General features: G+C 70.0%; 22 protein-coding genes. 14 read left to right on the forward strand and 8 right to left on the reverse strand.

Going from position 1 to position 24,782, the window contains the following annotated elements:
- Positions 1-28 precede the first annotated feature (28 nt).
- The 7 genes from ACQYVW_RS01360 (at position 29) to ACQYVW_RS01390 (ending at position 9,073) form a co-directional block, all read left to right on the forward strand.
- Complete coding sequence (locus ACQYVW_RS01360; protein ID WP_434932755.1) at positions 29-886, forward strand: N-formylglutamate amidohydrolase; 858 nt, start codon at positions 29-31, stop codon at positions 884-886.
- Positions 886-2,103 (forward strand): tyrosine/phenylalanine carboxypeptidase domain-containing protein, encoded by a 1,218-nt coding sequence (locus ACQYVW_RS01365; protein ID WP_434932756.1) that lies wholly within the window; start codon positions 886-888, stop codon positions 2,101-2,103. The genes ACQYVW_RS01360 and ACQYVW_RS01365 overlap by 1 nt, the downstream gene beginning before the upstream one ends.
- Positions 2,100-3,161: an ATP-grasp domain-containing protein gene (locus ACQYVW_RS01370; protein WP_434932757.1), complete on the forward strand. Its 1,062-nt coding sequence runs from the start codon at positions 2,100-2,102 to the stop codon at positions 3,159-3,161. The genes ACQYVW_RS01365 and ACQYVW_RS01370 overlap by 4 nt, the downstream gene beginning before the upstream one ends.
- A 226-nt stretch (positions 3,162-3,387) precedes the next feature.
- Entirely contained in the window at positions 3,388-4,647 is a 1,260-nt protein-coding gene (locus ACQYVW_RS01375) for a glycosyltransferase (RefSeq protein WP_434945799.1), read from the forward strand.
- Positions 4,644-5,795: a UDP-galactopyranose mutase gene (gene glf, locus ACQYVW_RS01380; RefSeq protein WP_434945800.1), complete on the forward strand. Its 1,152-nt coding sequence runs from the start codon at positions 4,644-4,646 to the stop codon at positions 5,793-5,795. The genes ACQYVW_RS01375 and glf overlap by 4 nt, the downstream gene beginning before the upstream one ends.
- 5 nt (positions 5,796-5,800) lie before the next feature.
- On the forward strand, positions 5,801-7,957 hold the full coding sequence (locus ACQYVW_RS01385; protein ID WP_434945801.1) for a family 1 glycosylhydrolase: 2,157 nt from the start codon (positions 5,801-5,803) through the stop codon (positions 7,955-7,957).
- A 153-nt stretch (positions 7,958-8,110) separates the two neighbouring features.
- Positions 8,111-9,073 carry an alpha/beta hydrolase gene (locus ACQYVW_RS01390; protein ID WP_434945802.1) on the forward strand — a complete coding sequence of 321 codons (963 nt, stop codon included), beginning with the start codon at positions 8,111-8,113 and terminating at the stop codon, positions 9,071-9,073.
- A gap of 127 nt (positions 9,074-9,200) precedes the next feature.
- Here the strand turns inward: ACQYVW_RS01390 and ACQYVW_RS01395 are convergent, their stop codons facing one another.
- The gene (locus ACQYVW_RS01395; RefSeq protein ID WP_434932467.1) at positions 9,201-10,061 is read right to left on the reverse strand and encodes a PA4780 family RIO1-like protein kinase; all 861 of its coding nucleotides are present in this window, start codon (positions 10,059-10,061) and stop codon (positions 9,201-9,203) included.
- 113 nt (positions 10,062-10,174) lie between these two features.
- Between ACQYVW_RS01395 and ACQYVW_RS01400 the strand changes: the two genes are divergently transcribed.
- Positions 10,175-10,900, forward strand: coding sequence for an RNA pseudouridine synthase (locus ACQYVW_RS01400; protein ID WP_434945803.1), 726 nt, complete (start codon positions 10,175-10,177; stop codon positions 10,898-10,900).
- Between the two features lie 101 nt (positions 10,901-11,001).
- On the opposite strand, the gene ACQYVW_RS01405 is transcribed toward ACQYVW_RS01400, so the two are convergent.
- Complete coding sequence (locus ACQYVW_RS01405) at positions 11,002-13,680, reverse strand: glycoside hydrolase family 3 C-terminal domain-containing protein (protein WP_434945804.1); 2,679 nt, start codon at positions 13,678-13,680, stop codon at positions 11,002-11,004.
- 211 nt (positions 13,681-13,891) lie between these two features.
- Here ACQYVW_RS01405 and ACQYVW_RS01410 point away from each other — a divergent pair, with 211 nt between their 5' ends.
- Entirely contained in the window at positions 13,892-14,584 is a 693-nt protein-coding gene (locus ACQYVW_RS01410) for a hypothetical protein (RefSeq protein ID WP_434945805.1), read from the forward strand.
- A 65-nt stretch (positions 14,585-14,649) separates the two neighbouring features.
- Positions 14,650-15,198, forward strand: a complete 549-nt coding sequence (locus ACQYVW_RS01415; protein ID WP_434932463.1) for a YaeQ family protein — start codon at positions 14,650-14,652, stop codon at positions 15,196-15,198.
- A gap of 112 nt (positions 15,199-15,310) precedes the next feature.
- On the opposite strand, the gene ACQYVW_RS01420 is transcribed toward ACQYVW_RS01415, so the two are convergent.
- Positions 15,311-16,009 (reverse strand): class I SAM-dependent methyltransferase, encoded by a 699-nt coding sequence (locus tag ACQYVW_RS01420; RefSeq protein ID WP_434945806.1) that lies wholly within the window; start codon positions 16,007-16,009, stop codon positions 15,311-15,313.
- 184 nt (positions 16,010-16,193) lie between these two features.
- On the opposite strand from ACQYVW_RS01420, the gene ACQYVW_RS01425 reads away from it, so the two are divergent.
- Positions 16,194-17,243 carry a GGDEF domain-containing protein gene (locus ACQYVW_RS01425; protein WP_434932461.1) on the forward strand — a complete coding sequence of 350 codons (1,050 nt, stop codon included), beginning with the start codon at positions 16,194-16,196 and terminating at the stop codon, positions 17,241-17,243.
- Between the two features lie 67 nt (positions 17,244-17,310).
- On the opposite strand, the gene ACQYVW_RS01430 is transcribed toward ACQYVW_RS01425, so the two are convergent.
- The 3 genes from ACQYVW_RS01430 to ACQYVW_RS01440 all read right to left on the reverse strand — a co-directional run bounded on the left by ACQYVW_RS01430 (position 17,311) and on the right by ACQYVW_RS01440 (position 19,993).
- The gene (locus ACQYVW_RS01430) at positions 17,311-18,072 is read right to left on the reverse strand and encodes an ABC transporter permease (protein WP_434932460.1); all 762 of its coding nucleotides are present in this window, start codon (positions 18,070-18,072) and stop codon (positions 17,311-17,313) included.
- Complete coding sequence (locus tag ACQYVW_RS01435; protein WP_434932459.1) at positions 18,069-19,007, reverse strand: ABC transporter ATP-binding protein; 939 nt, start codon at positions 19,005-19,007, stop codon at positions 18,069-18,071. The genes ACQYVW_RS01430 and ACQYVW_RS01435 overlap by 4 nt, the downstream gene beginning before the upstream one ends.
- 80 nt (positions 19,008-19,087) lie before the next feature.
- Entirely contained in the window at positions 19,088-19,993 is a 906-nt protein-coding gene (locus tag ACQYVW_RS01440; RefSeq protein WP_434932458.1) for a pseudouridine synthase, read from the reverse strand.
- A 528-nt stretch (positions 19,994-20,521) separates the two neighbouring features.
- On the opposite strand from ACQYVW_RS01440, the gene ACQYVW_RS01445 reads away from it, so the two are divergent.
- A complete protein-coding gene (locus ACQYVW_RS01445) occupies positions 20,522-21,298 on the forward strand; it encodes an alpha/beta fold hydrolase (protein ID WP_434945807.1) in 777 nt (258 codons plus the stop codon).
- 29 nt (positions 21,299-21,327) lie between these two features.
- Here ACQYVW_RS01445 and ACQYVW_RS01450 read toward each other — a convergent pair whose 3' ends face one another.
- Positions 21,328-21,579 (reverse strand): hypothetical protein, encoded by a 252-nt coding sequence (locus tag ACQYVW_RS01450; RefSeq protein ID WP_434932456.1) that lies wholly within the window; start codon positions 21,577-21,579, stop codon positions 21,328-21,330.
- A 156-nt stretch (positions 21,580-21,735) separates the two neighbouring features.
- Here ACQYVW_RS01450 and ACQYVW_RS01455 point away from each other — a divergent pair, with 156 nt between their 5' ends.
- Positions 21,736-23,055, forward strand: coding sequence for a hypothetical protein (locus ACQYVW_RS01455; protein WP_434945808.1), 1,320 nt, complete (start codon positions 21,736-21,738; stop codon positions 23,053-23,055).
- 232 nt (positions 23,056-23,287) lie between these two features.
- Positions 23,288-23,683 (forward strand): DUF1801 domain-containing protein, encoded by a 396-nt coding sequence (locus ACQYVW_RS01460; protein ID WP_434945809.1) that lies wholly within the window; start codon positions 23,288-23,290, stop codon positions 23,681-23,683.
- 201 nt (positions 23,684-23,884) lie between these two features.
- Here ACQYVW_RS01460 and ACQYVW_RS01465 read toward each other — a convergent pair whose 3' ends face one another.
- Positions 23,885-24,568 (reverse strand): hypothetical protein, encoded by a 684-nt coding sequence (locus ACQYVW_RS01465; protein ID WP_434945810.1) that lies wholly within the window; start codon positions 24,566-24,568, stop codon positions 23,885-23,887.
- Between the last annotated feature and the right edge of the window lie 214 nt (positions 24,569-24,782).

Raw genomic sequence — 24,782 nt, forward strand, 5'->3', positions numbered from 1 at the left:
TCATTGAGCGCCTGCAAGCATCGTCGCCATGATGGCACCCGAGGGACAGGCCCCGGCGCGGGGCTGGTTCGAAACGCGCCCACAACTGGTTCCGACGGCAGCGTCCGGCGACTGGGACATCAGCGTCGCCGACGGGCCTGTCGTCGCGACCGCGATCCACGATGGCCACGCGATCCGCCCGTCGCTGGAACCCCTGCTCGCCCTGCCGCGCGAGGAGCGTCTTCGCGAGGAGGATCCATTGACCGGCCTGCTCACCACGGTGGGCGACGTGCGGATCCGCGTTCCGGTATCGCGCTTCGAGGTCGACCTCAACCGCTCGCGCGAACTGGCGGTGTATGCACGGCCGGAACACTGCTGGGGCCTGCAGGTCTGGAAGCAGCCCTTGCCCGAGGCTGAGATCGCACTCTCGCTGCAGCGCTGGGACCGGTTCTACGCGATGTTCGCCGAGCTGGTCGAACGGATGCTGGAACGCTGGGACGCATTGTTGCTCATCGACCTGCACAGCTACAACCATCGTCGAGATGGCGCCGATGCGGCCTGCGCGCCCCAGTCGGGCAACCCGGACATCGAACTCGGCCTGACCACGGCCGATCCCGGCCGCTGGGGCGCGGTGGTCGAACGGTTCGGGCAAGCGTTGCGCAGCGTTCCGGTGGCCGGCCGCACGCCCGATGTGCGCGCCAACGTCCGCTTCCCGACCGGCGGCCATTTCCCGGAATGGGTGTATACGCGCTGGGGATCGCGCGTATGCACCATCTCGCCCGAGTACAAGAAGATCTTCATGGACGAATGGACCGGCCAGGCCGACATCGTCCAGCTGCAGGCCATCGGCAGGGGCCTGCAGGCGGCGGTGGACGCCGTGCGCCCGGACTTCCGCAGGCGCGGCTGATGGAGGGCCTGCAGCCGCCCTTGCAGCCATTGCCGCCGGTCGCCGCCGATGTGGACGCGTCGCTGCTGGCGATGGATGCCGAACTCGACTGGCTGCTGGCGCTGAATCCGCTGGGCACCGACGCACTGTGGGACGAGTTCGACGCCAGCGGCCGCAAACGGGTGTCGGCCCTGCGCTATGCCGAGCCTCCTGCCGACCTGGACGGGATGCGCCGACGACTGCTGGCCCTGCCCGTCGACCGCATCGAGTCGCCCCTGCTGGCCCAGCTGCTGGGCGAAAAGCAGGTCGACCTGGCACGAACCATCGAACTGGTACGGCTGCGCGGCAGCGAAGGCTTCATCGAGGCAAGCATCGAGCTGTTCGGCGGGGTTGAACCCGAATTGCTGGCCCTGGCCCGGCGCATCCTGGACGGGGTGCGACCGGGCGAGCCGCTCGAAGCCGACACCGGGGTCGATGCGGTGGTCACGGCGGTCGAGGCCGAGGTGGACTGGTATCGCGAGCGCGCCCCCGACTTCAGCCTGGATGTGATCGTCAATGCCGACGTGGGTTCGCTGATGATGGTCTCGCACGGGCGACTGTACCTGGATGCGGACCTCAGGCTGCCAGCGGCGCGCCTCCAGCCGCTGGTCCAGCACGAGATCGGTACCCACGTGATCACCCACTACAACGGAGCACGCCAGCCGCTGCGGCAGCTTGCCGTGGGCCTGGCCCGGTACGACCCGCTGCAGGAAGGCCTGGGCGTGCTGGCCGAATACCTCTCGGGCTACCTTCCCGGCGAGCGCCTGCGCATGCTCGCCGCACGCGTGCTGGCCGCGGAGATGGCGGTCGGGCGCCAGGGCATTCCCGAGATCTTCGCCTGCCTGCACGAGGACCATGGGTTCGCCACCGACGATGCGTTCGATGTCGCCGTACGCGCCCTGCGCGGCGGCGGGCTGACCAAGGACGCGGTGTACCTGCGCGGATTGCGCGACCTGCTGGCGGACCTGCGCGCTGGCGGCGACTTCCCGTCGCTGTTCGTCGGCAAGTTCGCGCTGGCGCATCGCCCAGCCATCGCCGCGCTCGTGGAAGCGGGCTGGGCGGCGCCACCACGGCTGCTGCCCCGCTACGTCGGCGCGGCCGGCTTCGCCGCGGTGCTCGAACGCTGTCGCGGCCTCGGCGTCGACCAGCTTCATCATCCATGCCCCGAACCCCTCGCCCTCCAGGAACAGTCCGCATGAACAGCCCTTCCCTGCGCCTCGGATTCGTCGTCAACGATGTGGCCACCGAACAGGACAACTACACCACCATCCGCCTTGCGCGCAGGGCGCTGGCGCTGGGCCATACGGTGGCCCTGATCGGCCTGGAGGGCTTCATCTACGACCACGACGGCATCGTGCGCGCCAAGGCGCATGTACCGCGCACGGACGACTACGCGGACGACGCCGCCCTGCTTGCCGAGCTCAAGGACGAGGACGCCGGCATCGAGCGCATCAATGTCGAGGAACTCGACGTGCTGATGCTGCGCAGCGATCCCGCCGAGGAGATCGTCGATCGTCCCTGGGCGCCCAACAGCGCACTGCTGTTCGCGCAGCTGGTCGTTCGCCGCGGCGTGATCGTGGTCAACGATCCGACCCATCTCACCGACGCATCCAACAAGACCTACTTCCAGCATTTCCCCGAGGACGTGCGCCCGGTGACCTGCATCAGCCGCGATGCCGACGAGATCAAGGCCTTCATCGCCGCCCAAGGCGGACGCGGCGTGATCAAGCCCCTGCAGGGGTCGGGTGGCCAGGGGGTGTTCGTGGTGAACCAGGACGGCGGCGCCAACGTGAACCAGATGATCGACGCGGTGATCCGCGACGGTTATGCGATCGCCCAGGAGTACCTGCCCAAGGCCGCGGAGGGCGACCTCAGGCTGCTCACGCTCAATGGCCGCCCGCTGCAGGTGGACGGGCGCTATGCCTGCTTCCGCCGCTACAACGACAGCGGCGACGCGCGCAGCAACATCAGCGCCGGCGGCAAGATCGAGCTGGCCGAGCCGGACGCGGATGCGCTGCGCCTCGCCGAGCTGGTGGCGCCCAAGCTGATCCGCGACGGCATGTACCTGGCCGGGCTCGACATCGTCGGCGACAAGCTGATGGAGGTGAACGTCGATACGCCAGGAGGCATCAACATGGCCGAGGAACTGACCGGCGTGGACTTCAGCGGCCACATCATCGCCGACTTGGCGCGCAAGGTCCGCCTGCGCAACCAGTACCGGGGCAACCTGAGCAACGTGGAACTCGCGATGCTCTGAAGCTGGAACGAGACGACACACGGAGCGGCCGGCAGAGGCCGGCTTGCCGTGCCCGCAGAAGCAGGCCGCACCCGCACATGCGGCCGCGCGTGCGACCAGCGCGGTGAAGCCGCCGTGATGGCGCCGCGGGTTCCGGTCAGGTGAATTCATTATTCACGCGCCCTGTTTCACCCGCCGCATGTAGCGCCAAGGTGAACACTGGCTGTCCCCCACCCGTGACGGAACCATGGACAGCGTACTCCACACACCAGGCACCATCGCTACGGCCAGGACCGACGCGCTCGACAACGCCCATCCGGATACGGCGCCGCGAAGCTCCCCGCGTGCCGACCGTTCCGAACGCTTCCCCCTCGTCGTTCACTGCCATCTGCGCTGGGACTTCGTGTGGCAACGGCCGCAGCAGCTGTTCTCGCGCCTGGCGGAACACCATGCGGTGCTGTTCGTCGAGGATCCGCTGCCGACCGATGCCAGCGCCGCGCATCTCGACATCAGCGAGCCCCATCCCAACGTCGTGAGAATGGTGCCACGCCTGCCACACGACGCGCCGCAGGACGTCGATGCGCAGTGGCACGCGCTGCTGCCGCTGATGGAACAGGCGCTGGCGCGGCATCCGCTGCTCGCGGGGCGCTTCGACGATGCCGTGCAGTGGTTCTACTCGCCAATGAGCGCCCCGGTCCTGCTGGGCGCGTTTGGCGCCCGCGGCACGGTCTACGACTGCATGGACGAGCTGGCCAACTTCCGCTTCGCGCCGCCCGACATCGCCGAACGCGAGCGTTTCCTGCTGGCCCGTGCCGACGTGGTGTACACCGGCGGCTACCAGCTGTACCAGGAGAAATCGCGCCACCACGCAACCGTGCACTTCCACGGTTGCGGCGTCGACGCCGGCCACTTCGGCCGCGCCCGCGTCGCCTCGACCGTGGTGCCAGAACAGGTCGCCAGCCTGCCTGGCCCCGTGCTCGGCTACGTGGGCGTGATCGACGAGCGCCTGGATTACGAACTCATCGAGGCGCTGGCGCTCCGCTTTCCCGACGCTTCGGTGGCGATGGCCGGGCCGGTGGTGAAGGTCGATCCGGCCGACCTGCCGCGGCTACCCAACATCCACTGGCTGGGGCAGCAGGCGTACGAACAGCTGCCCGCGCTGGTGAAGGGATTCGACGTGTGCCTGATGCCGTTCGCACTCAACGATGCCACCCGCTATATCAATCCCACCAAGACCCTGGAGTACATGGCCACCGGCAAGCCCGTGGTCTCCACGGCCGTAGCGGACGTGGTACGCAACTTCACCCCGGTGGTCGACGTGGCGCACTCGACCGAGGGGTTCCTCGACGCGGTGGCGCGGGCCGTGGAGGCGCCGGATCCGGCCCACCTGCGCGAAGGCATCGCCCGCGCGATGGCGGCCTCGTGGGATTCGACCGTCGCCACGATGCGCGACGAGCTACTGACGGCCGTACGCCCGGTGCGCGCCGCGCGCGGAGCAGGACGGTGAGGACCGACGTGGTGGTGGTCGGGGCCGGCTTCTCGGGCGCCGTGGTGGCACGTGAACTGGCCGAAAGCGGCTGCGACGTGGTGGTGGTGGACAGGCGCGACCACGTCGGCGGCAACGCCCACGACCGCACCGACGCGCACGGCGTGCTGGTCCATCCCTACGGCCCGCACATCTTCCACACCAACAGCCAGCGGATCTTCGACTACCTCTCCCGGTTCACCGACTGGCGCCCCTACGAGCACAGGGTGCTGGCGAGCGTCGACAACCGGCTGGTGCCGTTGCCGATCAACATCGATACCGTCAACCGCCTGTACGGCCTGGACCTGGACGAGGACAGCATCCAGGACTACTTCGACCGCGTGCGCGAGCCGCGTGCGCAAATTCGCACCAGCGAAGACGTGGTGGTCAACGCGGTCGGCCGGGACCTGTACGAGAAGTTCTTCCGCGGCTATACGCGCAAGCAGTGGGGACTGGACCCGTCCGAACTCTCCGCATCGGTGGCCGCGCGCATTCCCACGCGCACCAACCGCGACGACCGCTACTTCACCGACACCTTCCAGGCCATGCCGGCACAGGGCTATACGCGGATGTTCGAACGCATCCTCGAGCACCCCCGCGTGCATGTGGAAACCGGCGTGGACTTCTTCGCCGCGCGCGAGCGCCTGCGCGGACACCACCTCGTCTATACCGGGCCGATCGACGCGTTCTACGACCACCGGTTCGGTGCCCTGCCCTACCGGTCGCTGCGCTTCGAGCACGAACACCTGCCGGATACGCCGCGCCATCAGGCCGTGGGCACCGTCAACTATCCCAACGAGCATGCGTATACGCGGATCACCGAGTTCCGCCATCTCACCGGGCAGGCCCACACCGGCACCTCGATCGTGCGCGAATACCCGCAGGCGGAGGGTGACCCCTACTATCCGGTGCCGCGGCCGGAGAACGAGGCGCTGTTCAAACGCTACGAGGCGCTGGCGCTGCAGGAGCGCGACGTGACCTTCGTCGGCAGGCTGGCGCAGTACCGCTACTACAACATGGACCAGTGCGTGGGCGCGGCGATCAAGGCGGCGCAGTACGTGCTGGAGAAGATGGGGCGGACGCCGGCGGCCGCGGCAGCCGGGCAGACGTCGGCGGCTGCTGCGGCCTGATCGGGATGGACGGCTCGGGCATCGCGTTGTGGGGCGGCGTGGAGTGCACGATCAACCGCGTCGGCGATCGCTGGTTCAGCCAGCTCGACCGCAGCGGCCATCTGGCGCGTGCAGCGGACCTGGACGCATTCGCAGCGCTCGGCCTGCGTGCGGTGCGGCAGCCGGTATTGTGGGAACAGATCGAAGCCGCCGGCATCGGGCGCCGGAACTGGACGTGGACCGACGCCTGCATCGCCGGCCTGCAGGCGCGCGGCCTGGATCCGATTCTGGGCCTGCTGCATCACGGTGCCGGACCCGCCGGCACCGGGCTGGACGATCCCGGTTTTCCCGAGAAATTCGCCCGTTACGCAGGCTCGGTGGCCCGACGCTATCCTGGCGTGCGCGACTGGACCCCGGTCAACGAACCGCTGACCACGGCGCGCTTCAGCGGCCTGTACGGGCTGTGGGCGCCGCACGGCAACGAGCCGCCGACGTTCTGGCAGGTGCTGCGCAACGAATGCATGGGCACGGTGCTGGCGATGCGCGCGGTGCGCCAGGTGCACCCCGGCGCGCGCCTGGTGCAGACCGACGACCTCGGACGCACCTGGTCGACGCCACGGCTGGCCTACCAGGCGGAGTTCAACAACCAGCTTCGCTGGCTGTCCTGGGACCTGCTCTGCGGCCGGGTGGATGGCGCCCACCCGCTGCATGGCTGGCTGGTGGACGTCGCGCAGGCCTCCCTGGCCGAGATCGCCTGGTTCGCGGACAACCCCTGCCCGCCGGACCTGATCGGCGTGAACTACTACGTGACCAGCGAGCGCTACCTGGACGAGGCGCTGGACCGGTACCCGCCCGCGCTGCATGGCGGCAATGGGCGCGACCGCTACGTCGATGTCGAAGCCGCGCGCGTGCTCGATCCTCCCCCGCCGGGGCTGGCCTCGCTGCTGCAGGAGGCGTGGGATCGCTACGCCATCCCGCTGGCGGTGACCGAAGTCCACCTCGGCGGCCACCGCGAGGAGCAGCTGCGCTGGCTGGCCGAAACCTGGCACGCCGCCGTCCGCGCGCGAGAGGCGGGCGTGGACCTGCGCGCGCTCACCCTGTGGGCACTGCTGGGCAGCCACGACTGGGACTGCCTGCTCACCGCCTGCCGGGACCGCTACGAAAGCGGCGTGTTCGACGTGCGTGGCGGCACGCCGCGGCCGACGGCATTGGCCACGATGGCGCGTTCGCTGGCGGACGGCCAGGCCCCTTCGCATCCGGTCCTGTCCACGCCCGGCTGGTGGCGGCGCCCCTCGAGGCTGCTGCACGGGGCCGGCCGTGACGAGCCGACCTGGAACGCCCCGCCGATCCTGATCACCGGCGCGACCGGCACCCTGGGGCAGGCGTTCGCCCGCCTGTGCGCGGCGCGCGGCCTGGTGCACCGGCTGCTTTCGCGCGACGAACTGGACATCGCCGACGAATCCTCGGTGGAACGCGCGTTCGACCGGCTCCAGCCCTGGGCGGTGATCAATGCCGCCGGCTATGTGCGCGTGGACGATGCCGAACGCGAGCCGGACCGCTGCTTCCGCGAGAACGTCGCTGGACCAGCGCTGCTTGCCCGCGGCTGTGCGCGCCACGGCGTACCGATGGTCACCTTCTCCAGCGACTTGGTGTTCGACGGGCGCCGCGACGCGCCTTATGTCGAGGACGATCCGGTCGCGCCGCTCAACGTGTACGGCCGCAGCAAGGCCCGCGGCGAGGCCATGGTGCTCGACCGCCACCCGGGTGCGCTGGTGGTACGCACCAGTGCCTTCTTCAGCCCCTGGGACGAACACAACTTCGTGCGCATGCTGCTGCGGGCGCTGCATGCGGGCCAGTCCTTCGACGCTGCCAGCGACGTCACCGTGTCGCCGACCTACGTGCCCGACCTGGTGCACGCCTGCCTGGACCTGCTGGTCGATGGCGAGGGCGGGATCCGGCATCTGACCAATGGTGAGGCCGTGACCTGGACCGGCCTGGCCCACCGCGCGGCGCGTGCGGCGACCGCCGACCCCGCGCGGGTGCGCGCGCGCATGTCGGGGGAACTGGGCTGGGTCGCACCGCGTCCGGCCTACAGTGCGCTCGGCAGCCACCGCGCCGGCTTCCTGCCGGGTCTGGACGATGCGCTGGCGCGCTGCGTGGCCGAAGGCGCCGGACAGCCATAGATTCCCAGGCAGGCGACGCAGGAAAGCGCCACGCCGCCACATTCCGCTTTGGTGATCGCTCCGCGCCAGTTCACGATCGCAGGGTCGCGGGCCGCTTAGCTGACCTATGCTCGCCGCGGACGCCGCAGAGCGTCATCACTAGGGAGCCCTATCATGACGATGACCCGCCGCGCGCCCCGGGGCGCGCGAACACGCTGCCGCATCTGGCTTGCCGCCACGTTCGCCCTGTGCTGGGCGCTGGCGCCCGCGGCCTACGCGCTGGACGACACCATGACGCCGATCGAAGCGCCGGACCAGCCCGATGCGATCGCGCTCGATACCGGCCCCCTGCCGGACGCGACCCAGCGCGAAGCCTGGCACCGCCAGTACGGCAGCGTGTTCGCGCGCAACGTCACCGACGCCACGCTGACGCCGTTCCTGGCCGATCCGGCCAAGGCGAAGGGCGCGGCGGTCATCGTCGCGCCTGGCGGAGGCTTCCGTTCGCTGTCGATGGAGAACGAGGGCTGGGACGTGGCGCGCGCGCTCGCCGAGCGCGGTGTATCGGCGTTCGTGCTCAAGTACCGGCTCAACCAGACTCCGGCCGACCTCGACGGCTTCGCGCAGTCGATCCGGCAGATGCTGTCCGGTCCGCGCCCGCCGCGCGATCCGGGCGCGAGCGACGCGGCCACCATGCTCGCCCCGCAGCTGGCCGACGCGCGAGCGGCATTCGCCCTGGTGCGCAGTCGTGCAAGCGAGTGGAACGTGGATCCGGACCGCATCGGCATGATCGGCTTCTCCGCCGGCGCGATGCTGACGCTGACGACCGCCCTGCACGGCCAGGAGGCCAAGCCGGCCTTCATCGGCAACGTCTACGGGCCGATCTCGGCCACCACCGTGCCGGCGGATGCACCCCCGATGTTCGTGGCACTGGCCGCCGACGACGGCCTGTTCTCCAACCTCGGCTTCGGGCTGATCGAGAGCTGGCAGAAGGCCGGGCGTCCGGTGGAATTCCACTACTACGAACGCGGCGGTCACGGCTTCGGCATGTATCCGAAGGACACCACCAGCACCGGCTGGTTCGAAGCCTGGGTGAGCTGGCTGAAGATGCACGGCCACCTGGACCGCAAGAGCTCCTGAGGAGGGCGGGCGCGGCGGGCGGCGTCCATCCGCCCGCTGCTCAGCCGGTTGCACCAGGGCGGCGGCGGGTGTCGCGAAACGCGAGCGCGATTGTGCGTAGCCGGCATCCGCGACCGCATCGCGGTCCTCAATCCGGGTCCTGTGCGGCCGCTTCCCGCCCCTGCTGCCGGATCAGCGCTTCCTCGCGGGCATCGTTGATCGCGTGGCGCACGCCCTCGATGTCCGGCGCCGACTCGTCGTGTTCGAAGACGCCGGTCAGCTCGCTGTCCGGCCGGAGTTCGCCGGCTTCGTACAGCGCCCACATCTCCTCCCCGTACCATGTGTCGAGCAACTCCGGCGCCCAGCCGCCCAGGCAGGCGGTGATGTTGTTGACGTCGCGCAGCAGCATCGTGCGCGCGGCGTTGTTGCCCGCGGCACTGACCACCTGCGGGAAATCGATGACCACCGGCCCGTCGGCGGCGACCAGCACGTTGTAGGGCGACAGGTCGCCGTGGACCAGGCCCGCGCACAGCATCTTCACCACCTGCCGCACCAGGAAGCGGTGGAAGCCGCGCGCCTGGTCCGGCCCCAGCTCCACCTCGGCCAGCCGCGGTGCCGAATGGCCGTCCGCGTCGACCACCAGTTCCATCACCAGCACGCCGTGGAAGTAACCATGCGGCTCCGGTACCCGCACGCCCGCCTCGCGCAGCTGGTACAGCGCATCGACTTCGGTATTTTTCCAGGCCGCTTCCTGCTGCCTGCGCCCGTACTTGCTGGCCTTGCCGATCGCGCGCTGCTCGCGGCTGCCGCGTACCTTGCGCCCTTCCTGGTACTGCACGCGCTGCTGGAAGCTGCGCTGCGCCATGTCCTTGTACACCTTGGCGCAGCGGATTTCCTCGCCCGCGCGTACCACGTACACGGCGGCTTCCTTGCCACTCTTGAGCGGACGCATCACGGCGTCGATCACGCCGTCGTCGATCAGCGCCTGCAGGCCTGCGGGAGTTTTCATGGCACCTCGTGTGAAGGTTCGATCCGCGGTGCCGGCCGTCACGGTTTGGACGGTCCGCTGCGCCGGAGTGCGCGAACGATACACTGCGCGTCCCCTCGATCGTGGTGTCCCACATGTCCGACCCTGTTCGACTGTCCAGGCGCGTGGCGGAGCTGGCACGGTGTTCACGCGCCGAGGCCGAGCAGTACGTGCAGGGCGGTTGGGTGAAGGTGGACGGCCGTGTGGTGGAGGAGCCGCAGCGGATGGTCGGCGCCGCCGAGGCGATCGAAATCGATCACGCCGCGCGGCTGCAGGCCAACGAGCCGGCGACGATCCTGCTGCACAAGCCGGCGGGCTTCGACGCGATCGCCGCTCCCCGCCCTGCCGCCGCCCTGGTGGGCGAGCAGAGCCGCTGGAGCGAGGATGCCAGCGGCGTGCGCCTGCTGGGGCAGCACTTCCAGCGCCTGGTGCCGCTGGCGCCGCTGGAGCGCGAAGCCAGCGGCCTGGTGGTGCTGAGCCAGGATGGCCGCGTGCGCCGGCGACTGGTCGAGGACTGGGACGCGATCGAGCAGGAGTTCGTGGTGGAAGTGGCCGGTACCGCAGGGCCCTGGACCCTGGGCCAGCTCAACCATGGCCTGCGGTTCGAGGGCCGGGCCGTGCCGCCCTGCAAGGTCAGCTGGCAGAACGAGACCCGGCTGCGCTTCGCGATCAAGGCGGTGCGCGAGGGACAACTGCGCGACATGTGCGCCCAGGTGGGGCTGGAGGTGGTGACGATCCGCCGCATCCGCATCGGCAGGATCCCCTTGGCGAAGATGCCCCCCGGTTGCTGGCGCTACCTGCCGGTGGGCGAACGGTTCTGAGCCGGCGCGCAGCACGCGCGGACCATCGGCAAGCTTGTAATGCGCGAGGTGCGCCTGCTACGGACGGTGATGGAGCGCAGGCGGCCCCGCCCTGGACGGGATCAGCGGGCCACGGCGCGGGCATGGTCGATCGTGAACCCGGCGTCCTGGCCGGCGGCGCCGGTGCCGGGCTGCCCGCCACCCACCCAGATCCGGTAGCGGCCCGGCAGTACCTGGCGTTCGCCTTGGGCGTCGACGGCGCTGAGGTCGCGCGGATCGAGGTCGAACTCCAGCGTGCGGCGCTCCCCCGGCGCCAGCGCAATGCGCTGGAATCCGCGCAGCGCGACCCGCGGCAGGCCCTCGATGTCCGGGAAATCCAGGTACAGCTGTGCGACCTCGTCGCCGGCGCGTGAGCCGGTGTTGTGCACCTCGGTGCGCACGCGCATGCCTTCCGATGCGCCGCCCTGCGCCGGTTCCAGCCGGAGCGGCGCGTATGAGAAGCGGGTGTAGCTGAGACCGTGGCCGAAGGGATAGACCGGGCTGCCCTCGAAGTAGCGGTAGGTGCGGCCGCGCATGTCGTAGTCGCCGAACGGCGGCAGGTCGTCCACCGAACGGTAGAAGGTCAGCGGCAACCGCCCGCCCGGATTGACCTCGCCCGAAAGCACCTTCGCCACCGCCAGGCCGCCCGACTGGCCCGGGTACCAGGCCTCGATGATCGCGTCGGCGTGTTCCTTAGCCCAGGCCAGGTTGACCTGGCTGCCGTTCATCAGCACCACCACCAGCGGCTTTCCGGTTGCGCGCGCGGCTTCCAGCAGGGCCTGCTGGTCGGCCAGCAGGTCGAGCGAGGTCTTGTCGCCGCCCTTGAACCCGGGCACCTCGATCGGCGCTTCCTCGGCCTCGAGGTCGGAGGTGAGCCCGACCACGGCCACCAGCACGTCGCTGTCGGCCGCAGCGGCGCGCATGTCGTCGAGCGGCGCATCCGATACGCGCTTCCACAACATGCCGATGCCGGTGAGGATGCGCGCTTCGGTGGTCACCTTCACCGGATAGCGGTGCCCGGCTTCCAGGCGCACGGTGCGCAAGGTCGGCAGGCTGTTCCAGGAGGCGCCGCGCAGGTCCACGAACGGCTGGCCGTCGAACTCCATCTCGCCGTTGAAACCGCCGATCCCGAGGCGGTAGAGGCCCGACTCCGGCGGCACCAGATAGCCGCTCCACTCCACCCGGTGCACGTCGCGGACCTGGGCCAGGTCGAGGCTGCGCGAGTTCACGTCGGGCTCGATCCGGGTGGCGGCCGGTGCGCTCTCGAAACCGGTCCGCTGGATCCAGGCATCGAGTTCGCCCGGTGCGAAACGCGCGGGCAGCGCGGCCGCGGCGTTGAAGTAGCGCGCCAGCAGGCCGGGCTGGCCGTCCGGAGTACGCAGCGCGCTGGACGGAACCGGGTCGCCGTCGGTGTAGGTCTCGCCGAACGGCACGTAGCGCACCTGCGCCTGCGGCATGGCGCGGCGCAGGGCCTCGTAGACCGAAACCGGCGGCGCCGACTGCGGCGAGGAATAGTTGCCGCGCAGCACGCGGGTCGCATCGCCGAGCGGCCCGATCACCGCGATGCGCAGGTCCTCGCGCAGCGGCAGCACACCGTCGTTCTTCAGCAGCACCAGGCTCTTCTCGGCCGCCTCCAGCGCGGTCTCACCATGCGCAGCCGCGCCGACATCGCCGGGCGACGCGGTCGCGGTCGATAGCGGACGCAGTCCCTCGAGGTCGCCGGTGCGATACCGTGCCGCGAACAGCCGCACCAGGGCGCGATCGATGTCGGCCATCGTCAGCAGGCCGCGTGCGAGGGCCTCGCGATAGGGCTCGGCCAGCCCATCCGTGTCGGTCAGGGTCGCGCCGCTGCACTCGTTGTCGACGCCGGCGCGCATGGCGGCCGCCACCGCGGTGGCAGCGTCGGGAGCGAAACGATGGTGCTTGCGGATGTCGGTGACGGCGTCGCAGTCGGACACCACATAACCCTTGAACGACCATGCATCGCGCAGGATGTCCTTCAACAGCAGCCCGCTGGCGCAGGCCGGCTCGCCGTCGACGCGGTTGTAGGCGCACATGACCGAGGCCGCGCCGCCTTCCACGATCGCCGCGCGGAAGGCAGGCAGGTAGGTGTCCTCGAGGTCGCGCCGCGAGACGAATACATTGGCCTCGTGACGGGTCGACTCCGGCCCGCTGTGCACAGCGTAGTGTTTCGGCGTGGCGACCACGTCGATCCACTCGGGATGGTCGCCCTGCATCCCGCGCACGTAGGCCATGCCCATGCGCGCGGCGAGGAACGGATCCTCGCCGTAGGTTTCCTGGCCGCGGCCCCAGCGCGGGTCGCGGAAGATGTTGATGTTCGGCGACCAGGTGTTGAGGCCGGTGCCGATCCGTCCGGTGCGCCCGGTCTGCCGCGCCAGCGCGTGCAGTCCGCGGACCTCGGTGCTGATGACGCCGGCGACCCGCCGGACCAGCGCATCGTCGAAGGTGGCCGCCAGCCCGATGGGCTGGGGGAAGTTGGTGGTCGGCAGCGACCCCATCGCGCCGTGCAGCGACTCGGTCCACCAGTTGTAGGACGGCACGCCGAGTCGCGGGATCGCGGGCGCGGTATTGAGCAGCTGTGCGAGCTTCTCATCGGGGGTCAGCTGCCGCACCAGAGCCTCGGCCAGCCGTTCGGCCGAGGGCGCGGCTTCCCCCGCATCCCGGGCTGGCGCCAGCGGCGCGACGGCGAGCAGCAAAGCCAGGATCACCGCGCGGGGCATCCGGTGCAGCGGAAGTGTCATCCGGTTCTCCTCGATATGGCGCGGCCGCAGCGCACCGCAGGCGCGGCTGCGATGGCGGACCGGGTCTGCATGCAGGGTCCCGATGATGGCATGCCCCCGCCCGCCGACCGATCGCGATCCTGCTCCCTGACTTGTCGTTTTGATGATCGATCCACCGGCCATGGCGGTGCCCTGCACGCGACCGTGAGCCGCGCAGTGCTAAAGACACGGCATGGCGCGAGCGACAACTGGCACTCAAGGCACGACCGCGGCGGCAGCCCGCTGCCGGCGGCGCTTCCTGCGGCAGTTTCCCGGCGGCTTCCGCGACCCGCTGTACCTGGACTGGGAGCGCGACTACAAGTGGGAATCGCACCTGCGCTGGCAGGAAGCGCTGCCGCAGCCCACGTTCCGCCGCCTGCTGCGTGAAGGCAAGGCCATGGAAGCCGCGGCGCGCGCGATGCGGGTGGAACAGCGGTCCCGGCACAGCATGCTGTTCTCGTTCGAGAAGATGGCCTTGCGCGACGCAGTCCGCAGCGAGGCAGGCGCGCAGCTGTTCGCGCAGGGGCTTTACGACTTCCTGCACGGCCGCGGCACGATGGAGCGCCGCTTCGAACAGTGGGTGACGGCCATCGACGCACTGCCGCGCCGGCAGACGCGCGTGCTCACCTGGCCGCTGGTGACGGTGTTCGGCTTCATCGCACAGCCCGACCGCCACATGTTCATGAAGCCCAACACCATGCGCGAGGCGGCGCGCGCCTATGGATACGCCCTGCCCTACCGGTCGCGCCCGTCCTGGGAGGTCTACGCAGGACTGCTCGGGCTCGCCGATACGGTCGCCCGCGACCTGCGCGACCTGCGACCGCGCGACATGATCGACCTGCAGTCGTTCCTGTGGGTACAGGGCTCCGACGAGTACCGCGGCTGAGTGCGATCGGCAGCCTCGCGCCGCGGCCCGTACAATCGGCCCCCTTTTCCCCCGGACCGCAGCGCATGGCCCCCAACTCGACCATCTACAAGGTGGAACTGCAGGTCAGCGACATGGACCGGCATTACTACGCCAGCCACAACCTGACCCTGGCGCAGCACCCGTCGGAAACGCCGCAGCGGCTGATGGTGCGGCTGATCGCGTTCGCCCTGCACGCCCACGAGCGGCTCGAGTTCGGCCGCGGACTCAGCAACGATGAAGACGCCGACCTGTGGCAGCGCGACTACACCGGCGACATCGACCGCTGGATCGATCTCGGCCAGCCCGACGAGAGCCGCATCCGCAAGGCCAGCGCCCGCGCGCGACACGTGGTGGTGGTCAACTACAGCGGCAACAGCGCCGAGATCTGGTGGGGCAAGATCGCGTCGTCGCTGTCGCGGCTGAAGAACCTCACCGTGCTCGACCTCGCGCCGGAAGACGTGGAAGCCGCGGTCGGTCTGCTGGAGCGCGGCATGCGCCTGACCGCGATGATCCAGGACGGCGAACTGCAGCTGATGAGCGAGCGCCAGAACATCGCCCTCACGCCGCGCGTGCGCGTGGCCGCCGCAGCCTGAAGGCCGGCGCGGGAAGCGGGTCTTCCGCTGGGCGGCCTTGGCCACCACGCCGGCGGAAATTCCAACGCCTGCTCCGGCCGTTCCGGGCATCGCCGGCCAGCGTCGCGATCGCTCAGTCGCGCCGGGCCGAAAGCCAGCCGTGGATCAGCCCGGCCTGAAAGAAGCGCGCCGGCGCGCCGAATCCACCCGCCGCGATGATCGCTTCCACCTCGGCCGGTGGCAGTACCGCAACATCGCTGGCGTAAGCCGCCCGGATCCGGTCGATCGACTCCTGCGAGACTTCGGCGGCCTGCATCATCCGTATCCAGGCCGGCAGCAGCACCTCGTAGGCCGCCGAGGTCACATCGGCGGCGAGATCCGTGCTGGCGAGCAGTCCGCCGGCGCGCAGCCTCCGCGCGATCTGCGCGAAAAAGCCGATGCGCTGTTCCTGGTCGGTGATGAACTGCGACACCAGGAAGCAGGTCGCGGCATCGAAGGGCGCGTCGGCCGGCAACGTCTCGAGGAACCCTTCGTGGAAACGGCAGCGGTCGGCGAACCCCTGCGCCTGCGCGCGCTCGCGGCACCGCTCGAGCATCGCGCCGGAGGGCTCCACGGCAGTGAATGTCCAGCCGGGGAAGCGCGCGGCGAGGTGCGCCATCTCCTGGCCGGTCCCGACGCCGACGCACAGCAGGCGCGCCTCGTCCGGCAAGGTGGACAGCAGGGGTTCCAGCAGGAGGTAGAGGCAGTCGCGGATCGCGGCGGTCTTCGCCCATTGCCGGTCGTAGCCGGCGGCCTGCTGGTCGAACAGCGAGATGATCTGGTCGGGTTGCATGCCCGGATATTAGCGTAGCCATGCACCTCGCCGCCTCGGGGCCGGGACCGTGGTGCGCAGGCTGCCCGGGCCGGTTCCGCGCCCCGGGTCGGTTCCCGGGCAACGCCAGCCCTGACGTGTTCACGCACTGCCGCGTGCCGCTCCGCTAGCCTGCGCCGGCGGCGGTCGGCACGGCGCCGCGCGCATGGCCGAGCGTGCCGCGCGCCTGCATCGACGCGCCCACCCCGACCACGGAGGCAATGCAACCAGGATGTGGAAGGACAGGCTCAAGGCCGATTTCCAGCTCGCGCTCATCGTCCTGTTCGGTGCGATCACGGTCCTCGGCGTCACCCCGTTCGCGATACGCCGGCTGACGACCGGGCAGACCCTGGTCGGAGTCATCGATCTGACCATCGTGGCCTGCATCGCCGCGGCCGTGGTGTTCGCCTGGCGCAGCGGGCGCACAGGCGGCGTGTCGATTTTCCTGGCCACGTCCTATTCGGTGGGCTGCGTCGCGATCGCGCATATGGCCGATCTGTCCGGCGCCCTGTGGGTATATCCCGTCCTGGTGGCCAACTTCCTGTTGACCGGACGCGTGCCGGCGCTGCTGATATCCGCTTCGGCCATCCTCGCGATCGCCCTGAGCGATGCCGCGCTGCCGGAACTCAGCCTCAAGTTCGGGTTCGTGGTCAGCGCCAGCGTGGTCAGCGTGTTTTCGTTCGTGTTCGCCGCACGCGCGGCCGCGCAGCGCGACCGGCTCGAAGCGATGGCGATGCGCGACCCCCTGACCGACGCGAGCAACCGGCGCGGACTGGATGCGGCGCTGGAGCTGGCGATGGTCGAAGGCATCGCCAGCAGGCGGCCGGTCGGCCTTCTGGTGTTCGACGTCGACCATTTCAAGCAGGTCAACGACAGCTATGGTCATCGTGCCGGCGACGAGGTCCTCGTCCAGATCGCCGGCCTCGTGCGCGCCAATACGCGGATCGGAGACCGCTTCTTCCGCATCGGCGGCGAGGAGTTCGGGCTGCTGTTGCCGGGTGTATCGGCCGCTGCGCTGGGCGAGGTCGCGGAGCAGTTGCGGACCGTCGTGGAGCACGAGGTCCGTTGCGAGGGACGCCCGATCACCATCTCCGTGGGCGCCGCGCCCTTCCGTGCCGGCGAGTCGTCGGCGGAGTGGCTGGCCCGGGCGGACGCGGCGATGTACGAGGCCAAGCGGCTGGGACGCAACCGGACCGTGGTGAGGGACGGGACCTAGCCCCGTCCTGCTGCCGATGGTGGCGGTTCGCACGCTGCGGTCCGGACCGCACCGGTCGAACTGCCGCTCAGTTGCGCAGCTTCCAGCCGGTGCGGAAGATCCACCACACCACCGCCAGGCACAGCGCCAGGAATCCCAGGATCGCCGCCATGCTGATGCCCACGTCCACGTCGGCGACGCCGTAGAAACTCCAGCGGAACCCGCTGATCAGATACACCACCGGATTGAACAGGGTGATCTTCTGCCACACCGGCGGCAGCATGGAGATCGAGTAGAAAGCGCCGCCCAGGAAGGTGAGCGGAGTGACGATCATCAGCGGGATCACCTGCAGTTTCTGGAAATCGTCCGCCCACAGGCCGATGATGAAACCGAACAGGCTGAAGGTCACTGCGGTCAGCAGCAGGAAGGCCAGCATCCAGGCCGGATGCGCGATCTCGTAGGGCACGAACACCCGTGCGGTGACCAGGATCAGCACGCCGAGTATCAGCGACTTGGTGGCCGCCGCGCCGACGTAGCCGATCACCACCTCCACCCAGGACACCGGCGCGGACAGCAACTCGTAGATGGTGCCGGCCCACTTGGGCATGTAGATGCCGAACGAGGCATTGGAGATGCTCTCGTTGAGCAGCGACAGCATGATCAGGCCCGGGATGATGAAGGCGCCGTAGCTGACCCCGTCGATCTCGCCCATGCGCGAGCCGATGGCGGCGCCGAACACCACGAAGTACAGCGAAGTCGACAGCACCGGCGAGGCGATCGACTGGGTGATGGTGCGGAAGGTCCGCGCCATCTCGAAGCGGTAGATCGCGCGGATTGCGTGCCAGTTCATGCCCGCACCTCCTTGGCGCCGTGCACCAGGCCGACGAAGATCTCCTCGAGCGAGCTTTCGCTCGAATGCAGGTCCTTGAACTCGATGCCCAGCTCGCCCAGGCGCCGCAACAGCGCGGCGATGCCGGTCTCCTCGGTCTGCGAGTCGAAGGTGTAGACCAGCGCGTGGCCTTCGTCGGTCAGCTCCAGCGGCAGCCCGGCCAGCGCCGCCGGAACCGACTGCAGCGGCGCCTGCAGCGACAGGGTCAGCTGCTTCTTGCCGAGCTTGCGCATCAGCACGTGCTTGTCCTCCACCACAACCAGCTGCCCCTTGTCGATCACCCCGATGCGGTCGGCCATCTCCTCGGCCTCCTCGATGTAGTGCGTGGTGAGGATGATCGTGACCCCGTCTTCGCGCAGCCGGCGCACCAGGGCCCACATGTCGCGGCGCAGCTCCACGTCGACGCCGGCGGTGGGCTCGTCGAGGAACAGGATGTCCGGCTCGTGCGCCAGCGCCTTGGCGATCAGCACGCGGCGCTTCATGCCGCCGGACAGCGTCATGATCTTGCTGTCCTTCTTGTCCCACAGCGACAGGTCGCGCAGCACCTTCTCCAGGTACTGCGGGTCCGGCGCCCTGCCGAACAGTCCGCGACTGAACTTCACCGTGGCCCAGACCGTTTCGAACGCATCGGTCGACAGTTCCTGCGGCACCAGCCCGACCCGGCTGCGCGCCGCACGGTAGTCGCCGACGATGTCGTGGCCGGCAACGGTGACCGTGCCGTGGCTGGGATTGACGATGCCGCAGACAATGCTGATCAGGGTGGTCTTGCCGGCACCGTTGGGTCCGAGCAGGGCCAGGATCTCGCCCTTGCGGATATCCAGGTCGACCGACTTGAGCGCCTGGAACCCGGAGTGATACGTCTTGCCCAGGTTGCGGATGGAGATGATCGAGGTCACGGGCCTTCCTGGAGGTGGCGTCGACGGGGCGAGGATCGTAACCGAGCCTTCCGGACGATATTGTTCCGCTGCCGGGAGTCTCAGTCCCGAGCGCCTGCCGCCTGCGCTGCGGCCGTCGCAAAATCCGGGTCGACGCTGAAGCGCCGCGCTTCGCCGGTCACCGGGTCCTCGAAGGCAAGGGCATACGCGCACAGCTTCAGCGCCGATGCCGGATCCTCCGGCGCCCGGGCGCGCAGTACCGGATACAGGCGGTCGTGCAGGATGGGCGCGCCGAGGGCGGCCATGTGCACCCGCAGCTGGTGTTTGCGTCCGGTCACCGGTTCCAGGCGGTAGGTCCAGGCCGCGGCACCGCGGGCGACCACTTCCACCACGGTCTCGCTGTTGGCGACGCCCGGCGCCTCGCGCATGCGGAAAAAGGGCTCGCCCGGCTCCAGCCGGCTGCGATGCACGTACGGGAACGCCAGCGCAGGCAGGGGTGGCGCGAGCGCCAGGTAATGCTTGCGGATGCGCCGCTCGCGGAAGAGCGCGTGGTACAGCCCGCGACTGGCGGGATCGGCGGAGAACAGCACCAGCCCGGCCGTCTCCCGGTCGATCCGGTGCAGCGGCACCAGCGCCGGGTTGCCGAGGCGCCCGGCCAGCCGCGTGAGCAGGGTTTCGCGCACATAGCCGCCGGTGGGCGCCACCGGCAGGAAGTGCGGCTTCCAGGCCACCACCAGGTGGGCATCGGCATGGATCACGGCCTCGGCGAACGGAATGGCCGGCTCGTCGGGCACCTCGCGGAAGTAGCGGATCTCGAGCCCCGGCCGGTATGCGGCCGAGACATCGAGCGCGGTCCCTTCGGCGTCGAGCACCCGTCCGCGCGCGAAGCGGTCTCGCCAGGTCTTTTCGTCGACCCGCGGAAAATGCGCGCACAAGGCCTCGAGCACGCTGGCCCAAGGCCCGGGCCGCAGCTGCAGCCGGCTTGGCGGCAGGGATCCGCGGTCCACGCCTAGCCCCGCACCGGCGCGCGCCGCCGGTACGCCATCGCGCAGCGATGGGGCCAGTGCCGTGCCTGGCGGTGAAGCGTCACGGCCCGCGGCCGCGCGTGCGGCATCGCGCCCGACCGCGTGGCCATCGCCAGCGGATCGCGTGGCCCGAGACGATGCGCGGCACGAGACGGTGCACTCGGCCCGCACTCCGCTGGCCGCCTGCCGGCCGCAGCTCCGCGCCGATGCTGGCGCAAGGCCAGCCGTGTGGTTTGCATGGTCGCCTCGCCAGGACCGCTGGGCCGCCCGCGCGTTCACGTCTGGCCGGCGCCCCGAATCCCGGGACTCTATCGCAGGTCGGCCCATCGCTGTCGGCCGGCGACGCATCCGCACGCCGCGCGGTGCAGGCGGGCACCGCTCCCCGCACATCGATGCATTCGAGGAATACTGCAATCACGATATCGGATCGCAGGCGTTTTCGCGGCCGCCGCGTCGCGCGGGCATGGCACTCTGTCGCGCGTCGCGTCTTCCGGCCCTTCTACGATGACCATGAAGCCCCTGCTCCGACGTCTGGCCTCGGTGCTGTTGACCGGCCTGCTTGTGCTGCCCGCGTTGCCTGCAGCGGCTGCAGGCAAGCAGACCTTCGTGCTCGTGCACGGCGCCACCGCCGGGGGTTGGGAGTGGAAGCGCACGGGCCAGTTCCTCACCGACGATGGCCACACCGTCTACCGCCCTACCCTCACCGGCCTGGGCGAACGCGAGCACCTCAACAGTACCGAGATCGACCTGCAGACCCATATCGACGATGTGGTGAACCTGATCCTGTTCGAGGACCTGCACGACGTGGTGCTGACCGGGCACAGCTATGGCGGCATGGTGGTGACCGGCGTGATGGACCGCATCCCCGAACGCCTGCGCCACGTGGTGTTCCTGGATGCCGCGGTACCGCAGGACGGCCAGTCGATCTGGGACCTGTTCGGCAGCCAGGGCATGCCGCCGGAGCGCTTCAGCGACGGCTTCATGCAGGTGCCCTGGGTCAAGCCCGGCGACAAGCCGCCCTACAGCGTCAAGCACTCGATCAAGTGTTTCAGCCAGCCGGTCTCCTACCGCAATCCCGCCGCGCTCGCGCTGCCGGTGAGCTATGTCGCCTTCGTGCCGAAGGACCAGTCGGCCGAGGAGCGCGCCCGGACCGACAGGAGCTGGCAGAACGCCCAGACACGCGGCTGGACGATCCGCACCTTTCCAGGCGGGCATGTCGCTCATCAGGAAGACCCGCGCGGCGTCGCCACGCTGATCGCGGAACTGGCGGGCGCCGCCGCGCACTAAGCCGGCGCTGGCGCCCGCGCCTCGACCCGCTACCAGCGGCTGCGTTTCATTCCCGCCGGCATGGCGCCGGGCGGCAGCTTGCGTGTGGCGACCGCGACGATGGTGGCCGTCGACAGCAGCGTGGCGGCCAGCAACCCAGCCAACGCCAGCAGTCCGCGCGTGGAGATGCTGGCCTCGGCGTGCAGCCGGGCACGCCCCAGGCGCAGCCGCAGCGAGGCGGCGTGGATCGGCGGACCTTGCGGCGGATCGGTCCGCTCGACGCGTGACAGCGGATGCTCCATCTTTCGCCCTCCTGCGGTACGGCTGGCGATGGTCGCCGCGCGGGCGTGAAGCGCACGCAACGCGCGCGCGCTACCGCCCGCCCCCTGACCCATGGCAGTGTCCGCTGCCTGGCGCGCCCGCTAGGCTTGCGCTCCCAGCCTGCAGGATGCAACGCCATGGCCCGTTCCTTCGCCCGTCCGCTGTCCTGGATCTGCGCCTGCCTCGCGATGCTGTGCATGCTGCCGCTGCAGGCCGCCCCGGACCCGGCCGCCGCCCGCTTCGTATTCGATGAAGCCCGCAGCCTGTGCGAAGGCGATGGCGGTGCGCTGTGGGGGCGATCGCTGTGCGGGCCGATCATGATCGTCGATCCCGCCGACCGCGGCGTCATCGCCAACCAGGCGGATGATGGCGGCATCCTCGTCGCCCGCGATGGCGTCTGGACCGGTGAGCTGCCTGCTGGCACGATGATGGCCAATACCCGGGTGGAGTGGTCCGGACAGGCCTGGACACAGCTGCTGTGGCCGGTTCCCTTCGAACCGGCGCTGCTGCGTGTGTTCCTCGTCCACGAGATGTTCCACCGCATCCAGGCGGACCTGGGCCTGGCCCGGGACGAGGCCGGCAACCGGCATCTGGACGGGCTGGAGGGCCGCTACCTGCTGCAGCTGGAGTGGCGTGCGCTGGCGCGCGCGTTGATGGCCGACGATGCGGAAGCCCGCCGCGCGCGGATCGCCGACGCGCTGGCCTTCCGGCACGAACGCCGGCGTCTGTTCGGCGAGGCGGCCGCCGAAGAGTCCGCGCTGGAGATCAACGAAGGCCTGGCCGAGTACACCGGCGTGCGGGCCGGGCTGGCGCACGAAGAAGCGCGCCGCGCCTATGGCGTGTATGCGTTGTCGCGCTTCCTCGATGCGCCCAGCTTCGTGCGCTCCTTCGCCTACGCCAGCGGGCCGGCCTACGGCCTGCTGCTGGACGAGGCCGATCCGCGCTGGCGCGGCCGGCTGGCGGCGGACGCGGACCTGGGCGCATTGCTGGCGGCTGCCCATGGCATCGATGCGGGGGCGTCCGCGAACCTGGCTGCACGCAGCCAGCGATACGACGCCGATGGCAGCCTGCGCAGTGCCGAAGAATCGCGTGAACGCGCTCGCAGTGCCCGCCTCGCCAGCTGGCGCACCACCCTGGTCGACGGGCCGGTGCTGGTGCTGCCGCTGTCGCGCCCCGGATTCCAGTTCAACCCGCAGACGCTGGCCGCGCTCGACGGCGTGGGCACGGTGTATCCGACGTTGCGGTTGAGCGATGCCTGGGGCGAGCTGGTGGTCGAGGGCGGCGCGGCGCTGGTCTACGCCGATCGCAAGCGCGCAAGCGTGGCCCTGGCCGGGAACGGAGACAGCCTGTCCGGCGAAGGCTGGACCCTGACGCTCAAGCCAGGATGGAAGCTCGCGCCCGGCCAGCGGCAGGGCGACAGGACGCTGGTACGCACCGGCGACGCCGGCGCGGATTAGCCGCGTCGCACACCTGTCGCTACCTGCACGGGTGCGCCGGCTGCCGAAGCGAGTGCACGGGCGCGGCCCGGCATCCGCCCGCGCCCGATTTGCGCAGGGGCGCAGCCTCGCCCTAGGCTGCACACCGCAGCGCCGTCTTTGCGCGGCCGCCCGGGCACCGTCCGCGGCCCGTCAAAGCGCAGCCGAGCGTCGGCACCCGCCTACTCCCCAGTGCAGCGCAGGAGGAAGCAGCATGACCAAGTCGCGCAAACCGGCACCTTCCGGCAAACCGCCCGAGCCCTCCACCGACCACGCCTGCATCGCCGAGTGGCGCGAACAGGTGATGCCGGCCCTGCAGCCGATCGTCGCCCATCTCGACGGCCTTATCCGCAGGACCATTCCAGACCTGCAGTACGCGGTGAAATGGAAAAAGGCCTGGTACGGCCTGCCGGAGCGCGGCTGGATCATCGAGATGGTGGCCTACGACGTCTCGGTGAACCTGGTGTTCTTCGCCGGGGCGGACTTCGAACCGCCGCCACCGCTCGGCGAAGGCTCGCGCTACGTCAAGATCCGGAACATGGACGAGGCCCGCGCCGCAGCGGTGCGCTCCTGGATCGAGCAGGCGGCCGAACGGCCCGGCTGGACCTGACGGCGGCCCGCGGCTGCCGATCGCGATGCGGCCACGGGCGCCAGACCGCCGCCCGAAGCCGTGGCGATGCACGAAGCGCAGGGCGCGAATGCGTCAGCCCGGCTGGCTGGCGATCGGCGCCAAACAGGGCGCGAGCGCGGCAGACGGACGTCATGGCCCGAAACCATGCATCGCTAGCCAGCGGATAAGACAGCACCTGCGTTAGCCGTAGCGCGCGCGATGCCGCCGCAGTGTGCGCGAAACCCGGGCCAGCGCGCACTGCATCTCCAGTGCGAAACCGCCCGCAGGCAGATAGCGCACCGCCGAGTGAGCGGCGCAGACGATGCGGGTCCCGCCCCAGCGCACCGCCAGCGACCGCGCCCACGCAGCGTAGGCATCCGCAGCGCCGGGCGCTGGCCTGAGCGCGCGTCCCAGCATCGGGTGCATGCGCAACGCGGACTGCGGCAGCCATCGCCCCGGGGCACCGGGCGCGGCCAGCACGTTGAGCGTGTCGTCAACGTGCACGATGCCGCTGCGCCGGTGCCGTACCAGCACCGAGGCCACGTGCACGCGCTCGTCCGGACAGACGAAGTCGACGCCCTCGGGGACGGACAGGTCGAACAGGTCGTCGAGTGGATGGGCTTCTCCCCATTCCTCGACCGGCGCCTGCGACCAGGGCAGCGCCGGGGCCTGCTGGCGATGGCGCGCGGTGCCATGCAGCGCAGCCGAGGGGAACAGCCGGTGCATCGCCTCCACGTGCAGGGTGTGGAACGGGTGTACATGGATGACCGCGTCCACCTTCGCACCATCGTCGGTGAGCGCGCGCAGGGCCTCGCGTTGCGCCGCGTCGAGCGGGCAGGCATCCACGATCACGAAACGGCCGTTGTCGCGACGGACCACGGACATGTGCGTGCCGACATCGAGCACGCCACCCAGCCGGTGCGGGCCGCGAAGATTCCAGAAGGTAGCCGCCAGCGCCTGCATGCGCGCAGCTTAGGCGGCAAGCGGTGAAGGGATTGCGGGTGCCTGTGGTTCCGGCGCGCCCGTGACCTCAGGCCCCCCATGACCTCCGGCCCGCGTGACGGGCAGCCCCCGCAGGGAGGATGGCGCACGCCGCCCG

The organism is Luteimonas campi, assembly GCF_051162505.1.
GTDB lineage: Bacteria > Pseudomonadota > Gammaproteobacteria > Xanthomonadales > Xanthomonadaceae > Luteimonas.